The organism is Streptomyces sp. NPDC056144 (assembly GCF_042264145.1).
GTDB lineage: Bacteria > Actinomycetota > Actinomycetes > Streptomycetales > Streptomycetaceae > Streptomyces.
The window spans coordinates 430,563-441,483 of sequence record NZ_JBHJVF010000004.1 but is presented as its reverse complement, the minus strand read 5'-3'; the positions used below and the strand labels follow the sequence as shown (position 1 = coordinate 441,483).

Sequence of the window (10,921 nt, the reverse complement as noted above, 5' to 3'; positions counted from 1 at the left end):
GATCCGCGCGGACGTGTGAACTCCCTCACGCGTCCGTGCGGATCACCACGATCAGGGTGCGGGGGCCGTGGACGCCCTCGACCCGCTCCAGCTCGATGTCCGAGGTGGCCGAGGGGCCGCTGATCAGGGTCGTCGGGCGGTGCGGCGCGAGGCGGGCGAGGGCCTCCGGCACGCCGACGGCGACCGTCGACAGGTCCACCACGCAGACGTGGACGTCGGGGACGAGGGAGAGGGCGCGTCGGCCCTGGTCGGCGGAGCCGTCCAGGAAGATCGTGCCGGTCTCGGCGCTCGCGGCCGTCGAGGCGGTCACGACCGCGTCGAGGGCGCCGAGGTCGGCCGGGAGGACCTCCGGTCCGTCCGGCACCGCCTCGCCGTCCCACCCCGCGAGCCAGGCCGGGTCGAGCCCGGCGGGGACGCCGACCCGCCGGGCCTTCAGGCCGGTGAGGACGTCGGCGAGCGTCGCGGCCGTCCCGGCGGCGGTGCAGGTGCGGACCCGCGCCTTGTAGTCGAGGAGGCGGTCGGTGAGCAGGTCGAGCCGCTCGGCGTCCGGGGCCGTACGGTCACGGCGGTAGGCGCGCTCGACGGGGACGGGCTCGACGGAGGGGGGGTCGTCAGGGCCGGGCCCCGGGGCGGCGGCGAGGGCCGCGCGGACGCGGGCCAGGACCGTCTCTCGTGCGGTCGTCATCGGTCTCCGGTCTCCTTCTCCTCCTGCGCGTGATGCTCCTCGTACCGATCGGCCGCTTCCGCGAGGGCCGCGCGGCCGGCCTCGGAGGCGTACCACTCGCGGAACGTGCGGCGCGGCGGCGCCGGGGTGTCGCGGCTGTCGCTCCAGCCGTCGAGCGGCGGGGGCAGCCGGGTGATCGTGCCGTCCTTGCCGGCCACCACGCGCCCGACCCGGGACGCCTTCTGCGCCGCCCGGTACAGCTTCGGACTGCCCATGACGGCCGCCGCGGCCTTCATCGCGAGACGTTCGGCGCGGTGGCCGGGCAACCCGACGCTCTGGCGGCGGAGTTCGACGAGGAGTGACGGGATGTCGATCTTCACGGGGCAGGCGTCGTAGCAGGCTCCGCAGAGCGTGGAGGCGTACGGGAGCGAGGAGTTGGGGTCGTCCTTCGCGGCGTCCATGCCCGCGAGCTGCGGGGTGAGGACCGCGCCGATCGGGCCGGGGTACGTGGAGCCGTACGCGTGGCCGCCGACGCGCTCGTACACCGGGCAGACGTTCAGGCAGGCGGAGCAGCGGATGCAGTGGAGCGCCTGGCGGCCGATCGCGTCGGCGAGCGCGGCGGTGCGGCCGTTGTCGAGGAGGACGAGGTGGAAGTCCTGCGGGCCGTCGCCGGGGGTCACGCCGGTCCAGAGCGAGGTGTACGGGTTCATCCGCTCGCCCGTGGAGCTGCGGGGCAGCAGCTGGAGGAAGACCTCCAGGTCGGCGTAGGTCGGCAGGACCTTCTCGATGCCCATGACCGTGATCAGGGTCTTCGGGAGGGTCAGGCACATCCGGCCGTTCCCCTCGGACTCGACCACGCAGAGCGTGCCGGTCTCGGCGATGCCGAAGTTGGCGCCGGAGACGGCGACCGGGACGGTCATGAACTTCTCGCGGAGGTACGCGCGGGCGGTTGCCGCCAACTCGGCGGGCGAGGAGGTCAGTTCGGGGTCTACGCCGGGGATGCCGTCGAGGAAGATGCCGCGGATCTCGTCGCGGTTGCGGTGGATCGCGGGGACGAGGATGTGCGAGGGGCGGTCGTCGGCGAGCTGGACGATCAGCTCGGCGAGGTCGGTCTCGTGCGCGGTGATGCCCCGCTCGGCCAGGTGCTCGTTGAGGCCGATCTCCTGGGTGGCCATCGACTTGACCTTGATGACCTCCCGGCTTCCGGTGGCCTCGACGAGCCGCGTCACGATCGCGTTCGCCTCGGCGGCGTCACGGGCCCAGTGGACCGTTCCCCCGGCGGCGGTGACCCGCTCCTCCAGCTGTTCGAGGAGCTCGGGCAGCCGGGCCATCGTGTCGGCCTTGACGGCGGCCCCGGCGGCGCGGAGCTCTTCCCAGTCGGGGAGCTCGGCGGTGACGGCGAGGCGCTTGGCGCGGATCGTGCGGGTGGCGCGGTGGAGGTTGGTCCGCAGCTGCTCGTTGCCGAGTTCGCGCGCGGCGGCCTCGGGGAACGCCCGATCGCCCCGCAACTGGCCTTCTCCGTAAGGGGACCGGGGAGGCAGGGCCGGCATTCCGAGAAAGGTGCCGCGTGGTTCGCGGGTCATCGGGCCGCCTCCGTCATCACGTGGGGAGCCGTACGGGTCGCGGCGAGGATCTCCGCCAGGTGCAGCGTGCGCGTACCGGAGCGGAGGCGGGAGAGCCCGCCGCCGATGTGCATCAGACAGGAGGAGTCCCCGGCGGCGCACACGGCGGCGCCCGTCGCCGTCACGTTCGCCACCTTGTCCGCGAGCATGGCCGCGGAGGTGGCCGCGTTCTTCAGGGCGAAGGTGCCGCCGAAGCCGCAGCAGGCGTCCGCCTCGGGGAGCTCGACGAGGTCGATGCCCTCGACCGCGCGCAGCAGCCGCAGGGGCTTCTCGCCGACCCGGACCATGCGGAGGGAGTGGCAGGTGGGGTGGTAGGTGACGCGGTGCGGGAAGTACGCGCCCACCTCGACCGTACCGGCCACGTCGACGAGGAACTCCGACAGCTCGTACGTCTTGGTCTCGACGCTCGCGACCCCGGCGCGCAGCGCCGCGTCGCCGTACCGCGCGGCGACCGGGCCGTGCTGGTGGCGCACGCAGCCCGCGCAGGAGCCGGAGGGCATGACGACGGCGTCGATCGACGGGTCGCCGAACTGCTCGGCGAAGCCGCGGACGAGCGGGACGGCCTCGCGCTGGTAGCCGGTGTTCACGTGCATCTGCCCGCAGCAGGTCTGGTCGGGCGGGAAGACCAGCTCGTGGCCCAGGCGGGCGAGCAGCAGGGCGGTCGCCTTGACCGCCTCGGGGAAGAGCGTGTCCCCCAGGCAGGTGGCGAAGAGTCCGACGCGCACGGAGCCTCCCGGTTCAGGTGTGATCAGACCGTACAGACTCGCGCCCTCGCGACTCCTTCGTAGCTTCCTCCCACCCCTCTCTCATGCGCCATGGAGAGTCCCATGAAGATCTTGCAGATGAGAGCCCATGCGCCCTAACGTGTCGCACATGCAGTCCTACACCATCGGACAGGCCGCGCGACTGCTGGGCGTCAGCCCCGACACCGCGCGGCGCTGGGCGGACGCGGGGAAGGTAGCGACCCACCGCGACGAGAACGGCAAGCGCGTGATCGACGGCAAGTCGCTCGCCGCGTTCTCCACGGAACTCGCGCAGGCCGCCGACGACGAGGAGACCCCGTACACCTCGGCGCGCAACGCCTTCCCCGGCATCGTCACCGCGATCAAGCTCGGCGACGTCGCCGCCCAGGTCACCATCCAGGCCGGACCGCACCGCCTGGTCTCCCTCCTCACCCGTGAGGCCGTGGAGGAGCTGGGACTCGAAGTCGGCATGCAGGCCACCGCCCGCGTGAAGTCGACCAGCGTGCACATCGACCGCACCTGACACCCCTCACGCAGTACGGCGCCGCACCGCCTTCTCGACACCCGTCCTCCACACGTCTCGTCCCGAGGAGCCCTGATCCCCGTGTCACGCCGTATCGTCTCCGCCGCGCTCACCGCCGCCCTGCTCGTCCCCCTCGCCGCCTGCGGCTCCGAGGACGACACCAAGGACGGCGCCACGAAGGACACCGCGGGCTCCACCGCCTCCGCGTCCCCGGTCGGCCTGACGGTCCTCGCCGCCGCCTCCCTCACCGACGTCTTCAAGACGGCGGGAGCCGCGTACGAGGCCTCGCACCCCGGCACGAAGCTGACCTTCTCCTTCGCCGGCTCGCAGGAGCTCGTCGCCCAGGTATCGCAGGGGTCGCCCGCCGACGTGCTGGTCACCGCCGACACCAAGAGCATGGACAAGGTGAAGGCAGAGACCGGCACCCCGGCGGTCATCGCGAAGAACCGGCTCGTCATCGCCACCGGCGAGGGCAACCCGTTCAAGATCGACGCGCTGAAGGACCTGGCCGACCCCAAGCTGAAGGTCGTCCTCGCCGCGCCCGAGGTCCCGGCGGGCAAGTACAGCAAGAAGATCCTCGACGCGCAGAAGATCACGGTGAAGCCGGTCTCGCAGGAGCCGAACGTGCGCTCCGTGCTGAGCAAGGTCGAGCTGGGCGAGGCCGACGCCGGTCTCGTCTACAGGACGGACGCCGAGAGCGCCGAGGACAAGGTCGACGCCGTGGAGATCCCGGACGACCAGAACGCCGTCGCGCAGTACCCGGCCGCCGCGCTGAAGGGCTCGAAGCACGCCGAGGCCGCCGCCGCGTTCATCGCCTGGCTCTCCTCGCCCGAGGGGCAGAAGATCCTCCAGGACGCCGGTTTCCAGAAGCCGTAACGGCATGTGAGCACATCTGATCAAGGGGGCTGTCCGGCACGGGGGTGCGGACAGCCCCCCTCTCTTCTTTCTTGGGGTCATCGATGAAACGAGCAAGCGTACGCAGGCCGGGGACCCGTCCGCCGCTGGCGCTCGCGCTGCCCGCGCTCCTCGCCGTGGCGTTCCTGTCGCTGCCGCTGATCGGCATCCTCGTACGGACCGAGTGGGGCGAGCTCGCCCGCCACCTCAGCTCCCCCGGCACGGTCGAGGCCCTCAAGCTCTCCCTCGTGGTGTCCTTCTGGGCCCTGGGACTCTCCCTCGTGCTCGGCGTGCCGCTCGCCTGGCTGCTCGCCCGGGTGTCCTTCCCCGGCAAGGCGCTCGTCCGCTCGCTCGTCCTGCTGCCGATGGTGCTGCCGCCGACGGTCGGCGGCGTCGCGCTGCTGCTCGCCTTCGGGCGGCGCGGGCTCCTCGGCCCGTGGCTGGAGAACACCTTCGGCATCACGTTCCCGTTCCACACCTCCGGCGCCGTCCTCGCCGCCACCTTCGTGGCGATGCCGTTCCTCGTCATCAGCCTGGAGGGCGCGCTCGGCGGTCTCCGGCCCCGGTACGAGGAGACGGCCGCCTCCCTCGGCGCCTCGCCGGTACGGGTCTTCCTCACCGTCACGCTGCCGATGGTGGCCCCCGGGGTCGTCGCCGGAGCGGCGCTCACGTGGGCGCGGGCGCTCGGCGAGTTCGGCGCGACGATCACCTTCGCCGGGAACCTGCCCGGGACCACCCAGACCCTGCCACTCCAGGTCTACCTGCTGCTCCAGGACGAACCGGCGGCGGCCACCTCGGTCTCCCTGCTGCTGCTCGCCATCGCCATGGGGGTGCTGGTCTCCCTGCGCGGCCGGTGGACGGGCACGCCCGTCGAGCGGAAGCCGCGTACGGCCCCGGAGCCGGATGCCGTACCCGCGCCGGACGCCGTACCCGAGCCGGACGCCGTACCCGCGCCGGGCGGCCCCGTTGCCGTGCCTCCGGCGTCCGCCGCCCCCGAGGGAGGCCGCTGGCCCCTCCACGCCGAGGTCACCGGCTTCACCCGGCTCACCCTCGACGCCGAGCCCGGCACCACCATCGCCGTCGTCGGCCCCAACGGCGCCGGGAAGACCACCCTGCTCCGCGCCCTCCTCGGCCTCACCCCCCGCGCCCACGCCGACCTCCGCCTCGGCGACGAGGACGTCACCGCCCTCCCGCCGCACCGCCGCCGTGTCGCCTGGGTCCCGCAGGACGGCGCCCTCTTCCCGCACCTCACCGCCCTCGCCAACACGGCGTACGGGCTCCGCGCCCAGGGCGTCCCGCGTACGGAGGCCCGGCGGGCGGCACAGGACTGGCTCGACCGCCTCGGCGTCGGGCACCTCGGCCACCGGCGGCCCGGACAGCTCTCCGGCGGACAGGCGCAGCGCGTGGCGCTGGCCCGCGCGCTGGCCGCCCGGCCGCGCCTGCTCGTCCTCGACGAGCCGCTCGCCGCGCTCGACCAGACGACCCGCGCGCACGTGCGGCACACCCTGCGGACGCACCTCGGCGGCTTCGGGGGCGTCTGCCTGATCGTCACGCACGACCCGGTGGAGGCGGTGTCCCTGGCCGACCGCGTCCTCGTCCTCGACGAGGGCCGCGCGCTCCAGGAGGACACGCCCGCCGAGGTGACCCGGCACCCGCGCTCGCCGTGGGTGGCGCGGATGCTGGGCCGCAACGCCTGGCCCGGGACGGCGACGGCGGAGGGCCTCGCCCTGGACGGCGGTGGCGTCCTGGTCGCCGCCGAACCGCCGGAGGCCGGTGGCGCGGCGCTCGCGATCGTCGCGCCCGAGGCCGTCTCCGTCCACCGCGAGAGGCCGGCCGGCAGTCCCCGTAACGTCTGGCCCGGGACCGTACGGGAGATCACGGCGAGCGGCAGCCGGCTGCGGGTGCTCGTCACCTCGCCGGACGCGCCGGACCTGGTCGCCGAGATCACCCCGCAGGCGGCCGCCGAGCTCGGGCTCGCGGACGGGGTGGCGGTGTGGACCGGGGTGAAGGCGACCGAGGTGACGGTCGTGCCGCTCTGACGGACGCTCACCTCTCGGCCGCCAGCTCCTTGAGCGCGATGTTGAGCTGGAGGACGTTGACGCGCGGCTCGCCCATGAAGCCGAGGACGCGGCCGTCGGTGTGGTCGGCGACCAGCCTCTCGACGGCGGCCACGTCCAGCTTGTTGAGCGCGGCGACGCGGTGGACCTGGATCTCCGCGTACTCCGGGGAGATGTGCGGGTCGAGGCCGGAGCCGGAGGAGGTCACGGCGTCGGCGGGGACGTCCTCCGGGCGGACCGTGTAGCCGTTCAGCGAGTTGTCCCGGACGACGGCGGCCTTGGCCTCGGTGACCCAGGTGACCAGGTCCTCGTTGTCGCCGGAGCGGTTGGTCGCGCCGGAGAGGATCAGCTTGTACCGGGTGTTGACGCTGTTGGTGCCGAGGCCGTGGGAGGGCCGGGGCTGGAACCAGCGGAGGTCGGGCTTGTCGCCGGACATGTAGGTCTGGCCGATGAGTGCGGAGCCGACGACCCTGCCGCTCCCGTCCTTGATCTCGGAGCCGTTCGCCTTTGCGGGGAAGGCGAGTTGGGCGACGCCGGTGACGGCGAGCGGGTAGAGCACGCCGCAGACGACGGTGAGGACGAGGAGGGCGCGCAGGCCCGCCCAGAGCACGCGGCCGGTGTTCGACGCGGAGTTGTTCATCGTGGGTCAGCCGATTCCGGGGATGAGGGAGAGGAGCATGTCGATGAGCTTGATGCCGACGAACGGGGCGACGAGGCCGCCGAGTCCGTAGATCCCGAGGTTGCGGCGGAGCATCGCGTCGGCGCTGCTCGGCCGGTAGCGGACGCCCTTCAGGGCGAGCGGGACGAGGGCGACGATGATCAGCGCGTTGAAGATGACGGCGGAGAGGATCGCGGACTGCGGCGAGGTCAGGCCCATGATGTTGAGCTTGTCCAGCGACGGGTAGGCCACGGCGAACATCGCCGGGATGATCGCGAAGTACTTCGCGACGTCGTTGGCGATCGAGAAGGTCGTCAACGCGCCTCGCGTGATGAGGAGTTGCTTGCCGATCTCGACGATCTCGATGAGCTTGGTCGGGTTCGAGTCGAGGTCGACCATGTTGCCGGCCTCCTTCGCGGCCGACGTGCCGGTGTTCATCGCCACGCCGACGTCCGCCTGGGCGAGCGCGGGGGCGTCGTTGGTGCCGTCGCCGGTCATCGCGACCAGCTTGCCGCCCGCCTGCTCCCGCTTGATGAGGGCCATCTTGTCCTCGGGGGTGGCCTCGGCGAGGAAGTCGTCGACGCCGGCCTCCTCGGCGATGGCCTTCGCGGTGAGCGGGTTGTCGCCGGTGATCATGACCGTCTTGATGCCCATGCGGCGCAGTTCCTCGAACCGCTCGCGCATGCCCTCCTTGACGACGTCCTTCAGGTGGATCACACCGAGGACGCGCGCGCCCTCGCGGTCCTCCACAGCCACCAGCAGCGGCGTGCCACCAGCCTGGGAAATGGAGTCGGTGAGCTGCTGTGCGTCATCGGACACCTCGCCGCCGTGTTCCTTCACCCAGGCGACGACCGAACCGGTCGCGCCCTTGCGGACCTTGCGCCCGTCCACGTCCACGCCCGACATGCGGGTCTGGGCGGTGAACTCGATCCACTCGGCTCCGTCGAGCTCGCCGCGGTGGCGTTCGCGGAGCCCGTACCGCTCCTTGGCGAGGACCACGACCGAGCGGCCCTCGGGGGTCTCGTCGGCGAGGGAGGACAGCTGGGCGGCGTCGGCGAGTTCGGCGGCCGTGGTGCCGGAGACCGGGACGAACTCGGCGGCCTGGCGGTTGCCGAGGGTGATGGTGCCGGTCTTGTCGAGGAGCAGCGTCGACACATCACCGGCGGCCTCGACCGCGCGGCCCGACATGGCGAGGACGTTGCGCTGGACGAGCCGGTCCATGCCGGCGATGCCGATCGCGGAGAGCAGGGCGCCGATCGTCGTCGGGATGAGGCAGACGAGGAGCGCGGTGAGGACGATCATCGAGGTCTGCTCGTCGGCGCCCGCGTAGATCGCGAAGGGCTTGAGGGTGACGACCGCGAGGAGGAAGACGATCGTCAGGGAGGCCAGGAGGATGTTGAGGGCGATCTCGTTCGGCGTCTTCTGCCGGGCCGCGCCCTCGACGAGGCTGATCATCCGGTCGATGAAGGTCTCGCCGGGCTTCGTCGTGACCTTGACGACGATCCGGTCGGAGAGGACCTTGGTGCCGCCGGTGACCGCGCAGCGGTCGCCGCCGGACTCGCGGATGACGGGGGCCGACTCGCCGGTGATGGCGGACTCGTCGACGGAGGCGACGCCCTCGACGACGTCGCCGTCGCCGGGGATGACGTCCCCGGCCTCGCAGACCACGAGGTCGCCGACGCGGAGCTCCGTACCGGGGACGCGCTCCTCGCCGCCGGAGACGATCCGGCGGGCGACGGTGTCGGTCTTGGCCTTGCGCAGGGTGTCGGCCTGCGCCTTGCCCCGGCCCTCGGCGACCGCCTCCGCCAGGTTGGCGAAGACCGTGGTGAGCCAGAGCCAGACGGTGATGGCCCAGCCGAACCAGTCGCCGGGGTTCTTGACCGCGAGGACGGTGGTGACCACCGAGCCGACGAGCACCACGAACATGACGGGCGACTTGACCATGACGCGCGGGTCGAGCTTGCGGAACGCGTCCGGGAGGGAGGCGATCAGCTGCTTGGGGTCGAACAGGCCGCCGCCCACGGGCTGGGCCGTGCGGTGTCCCGTGGGCGCGTCCTGGTGCGGCGCACGGGTCGGGGTGATGGTGCTCATGCTGCGAGCCCTTCGGCGAGCGGTCCCAGGGCGAGGGCCGGGAAGTAGGTGAGACCGGTGATGATCATGATGGTGCCGACGAGGAGGCCCGTGAACAGCGGCTTCTCGGTACGGAGGGTGCCCGCCGTCTCCGGTACGGGCGACTGCTCGGCGAGCGAGCCGGCGAGCGCGAGGACGAAGACCATCGGCAGGAACCGGCCGAGCAGCATCGCGATGCCGATCGTGGTGTTGAACCACTGCGTGTCCGCGTTCAGACCGGCGAAGGCCGAGCCGTTGTTGTTGGCGCCGGACGTGAACGCGTAGAGGATCTCGGAGAAGCCGTGCGCGCCGGAGTTGGTCATCGAGTTCACCGGGGTGTCCAGGACGAAGGACGCGGCGGTGAAGCAGAGGACGAGGGCCGGGGTGACGAGGATGTAGCAGGCCGCGAACTTGATCTCGCGGGTGCCGATCTTCTTGCCCAGGTACTCGGGGGTGCGGCCGACCATCAGACCCGCGATGAAGACCGCGATGACCGCCATGATCAGCATGCCGTAGAGGCCGGAGCCGACGCCGCCGGGTGCGATCTCGCCGAGCTGCATCCCGAGCATCGTGATGCCGCCGCCGAAGCCGGTGTAGGAGGAGTGGAAGGAGTTCACGGCGCCGGTCGAGGTGAGCGTGGTCGCCACCGCGAAGATCGACGAACCGGCGATGCCGAAGCGGGTCTCCTTGCCCTCCATCGCGCCTCCGGCGATGTCGAACGCCGGTCCCTGGTGGGCGAATTCGGTCCACATCATCAGCGCGGTGAAGCCGAGCCAGATGGTGGCCATCGTGCCGAGGATCGCGTACCCCTGCTTCAGCGAACCGACCATGCGGCCGAAGGTCCGGGTCAGGGCGAAGGGGATGACGAGGATCAGGTAGATCTCGAAGAGGTTCGAGAAGCCGTTGGGGTTCTCGAAGGGGTGGGCCGCGTTGGCGTTGAAGTAGCCGCCGCCGTTCGTGCCCAGCTCCTTGATGACCTCCTGCGAGGCGACCGCACCGCCGTTCCACTGCTGCGCGCCGCCCGTGAACTGCCCGACCTCGTGGATGCCGGAGAAGTTCTGGATCGCGCCGCAGGCGACGAGGACGAGGGCGCCGACGACGGAGATCGGCAGCAGGACGCGGACGGTGCCGCGCACCAAGTCCGCCCAGAAATTGCCCAGTTCTCCGGTACGGGAACGGGCGAAGCCGCGGACGAGCGCGACCGCCACGGCGATCCCCACCGCCGCCGAGACGAAGTTCTGCACGGCGAGACCGCCGGTCTGCACGACGTGGCCCATGGCCTGTTCGCCGTAGTACGACTGCCAGTTGGTGTTCGCGACGAACGAGGCGGCCGTGTTGAACGCCTGGTCCGGGTCGATCGACACGAAGCCGAGCGAGCCGGGCAGCGACCCCTGCACCCGCTGGAGCAAGTAGAGGAAGAGGACGCTCACCAGGGAGAAGGCGAGCACGCCGCGCAGATACGCCGGCCAGCGCATCTCGGCGTCCGGGTTCGCCCCGATCGCCTTGTAGATCCACTTCTCGGGCCGCAGGTGGCGGTCGGAGGAGTAGACGCGCGCCATGTGGTCGCCGAGCGGCCGGTACGAGAGGCCGAGCGCGACGACGAGCGCGAGGAGCTGGAGGACCCCAGCCAGGACAGGACTCATCTCGGGAC

General features: G+C 71.8%; 9 protein-coding genes. 3 read left to right on the top strand and 6 right to left on the bottom strand.

Translation table 11 applies throughout. The features are described from left to right. Positions 1-25 precede the first annotated feature (25 nt). The 3 genes from ACFC0Z_RS16010 to ACFC0Z_RS16000 are packed head-to-tail and all read right to left on the bottom strand — an operon-like array spanning position 26 to position 3,011. Positions 26-685 (bottom strand): lactate utilization protein C, encoded by a 660-nt coding sequence (locus ACFC0Z_RS16010; RefSeq protein ID WP_376437611.1) that lies wholly within the window; start codon positions 683-685, stop codon positions 26-28. Then, positions 682-2,247, bottom strand: coding sequence for a LutB/LldF family L-lactate oxidation iron-sulfur protein (locus ACFC0Z_RS16005; protein ID WP_376437608.1), 1,566 nt, complete (start codon positions 2,245-2,247; stop codon positions 682-684). The genes ACFC0Z_RS16010 and ACFC0Z_RS16005 overlap by 4 nt, the downstream gene beginning before the upstream one ends. Continuing rightward, positions 2,244-3,011: a (Fe-S)-binding protein gene (locus ACFC0Z_RS16000; protein ID WP_376437605.1), complete on the bottom strand. Its 768-nt coding sequence runs from the start codon at positions 3,009-3,011 to the stop codon at positions 2,244-2,246. Before ACFC0Z_RS16000 ends, ACFC0Z_RS16005 begins: the two co-directional genes overlap by 4 nt. 148 nt (positions 3,012-3,159) lie before the next feature. Here ACFC0Z_RS16000 and ACFC0Z_RS15995 point away from each other — a divergent pair, with 148 nt between their 5' ends. The 3 genes from ACFC0Z_RS15995 (at position 3,160) to ACFC0Z_RS15985 (ending at position 6,485) form a co-directional block, all read left to right on the top strand. Beyond that, positions 3,160-3,552, top strand: a complete 393-nt coding sequence (locus ACFC0Z_RS15995) for a molybdopterin-binding protein (RefSeq protein ID WP_376437603.1) — start codon at positions 3,160-3,162, stop codon at positions 3,550-3,552. Positions 3,553-3,624: 72 nt separating this feature from the next. Continuing rightward, complete coding sequence (modA, locus tag ACFC0Z_RS15990; protein WP_376437996.1) at positions 3,625-4,428, top strand: molybdate ABC transporter substrate-binding protein; 804 nt, start codon at positions 3,625-3,627, stop codon at positions 4,426-4,428. A gap of 83 nt (positions 4,429-4,511) precedes the next feature. Beyond that, positions 4,512-6,485 carry an ABC transporter permease gene (locus ACFC0Z_RS15985; RefSeq protein ID WP_376437600.1) on the top strand — a complete coding sequence of 658 codons (1,974 nt, stop codon included), beginning with the start codon at positions 4,512-4,514 and terminating at the stop codon, positions 6,483-6,485. Positions 6,486-6,492: 7 nt separating this feature from the next. Here the strand turns inward: ACFC0Z_RS15985 and ACFC0Z_RS15980 are convergent, their stop codons facing one another. Genes ACFC0Z_RS15980 through kdpA form a run of 3 tightly spaced genes read right to left on the bottom strand, consistent with a single transcriptional unit; the run spans position 6,493 to position 10,913 of the window. Next, positions 6,493-7,143, bottom strand: coding sequence for a potassium-transporting ATPase subunit C (locus ACFC0Z_RS15980; protein WP_376437598.1), 651 nt, complete (start codon positions 7,141-7,143; stop codon positions 6,493-6,495). Positions 7,144-7,149: 6 nt separating this feature from the next. After that, a complete protein-coding gene (gene kdpB, locus ACFC0Z_RS15975) occupies positions 7,150-9,252 on the bottom strand; it encodes a potassium-transporting ATPase subunit KdpB (RefSeq protein ID WP_376437595.1) in 2,103 nt (700 codons plus the stop codon). Continuing rightward, positions 9,249-10,913: a potassium-transporting ATPase subunit KdpA gene (kdpA, locus tag ACFC0Z_RS15970; protein WP_376437592.1), complete on the bottom strand. Its 1,665-nt coding sequence runs from the start codon at positions 10,911-10,913 to the stop codon at positions 9,249-9,251. Before kdpA ends, kdpB begins: the two co-directional genes overlap by 4 nt. Positions 10,914-10,921: the final 8 nt, after the last annotated feature.

What these genes read in the sequence shown, in the direction of transcription:
- ACFC0Z_RS16010 (WP_376437611.1), bottom strand. Translation starts at nt 685, where the DNA reads ATGACGACCGCACGAGAGACGGTCCTGGCCCGCGTCCGCGCGGCCCTC.
- ACFC0Z_RS16005 (WP_376437608.1), bottom strand. Translation starts at nt 2,247, where the DNA reads ATGACCCGCGAACCACGCGGCACCTTTCTCGGAATGCCGGCCCTGCCT.
- ACFC0Z_RS15995 (WP_376437603.1), top strand. Translation starts at nt 3,160, where the DNA reads ATGCAGTCCTACACCATCGGACAGGCCGCGCGACTGCTGGGCGTCAGC.
- ACFC0Z_RS15985 (WP_376437600.1), top strand. Translation starts at nt 4,512, where the DNA reads ATGAAACGAGCAAGCGTACGCAGGCCGGGGACCCGTCCGCCGCTGGCG.
- ACFC0Z_RS15980 (WP_376437598.1), bottom strand. Translation starts at nt 7,143, where the DNA reads ATGAACAACTCCGCGTCGAACACCGGCCGCGTGCTCTGGGCGGGCCTG.
- kdpB (WP_376437595.1), bottom strand. Translation starts at nt 9,252, where the DNA reads ATGAGCACCATCACCCCGACCCGTGCGCCGCACCAGGACGCGCCCACG.
- kdpA (WP_376437592.1), bottom strand. Translation starts at nt 10,913, where the DNA reads ATGAGTCCTGTCCTGGCTGGGGTCCTCCAGCTCCTCGCGCTCGTCGTC.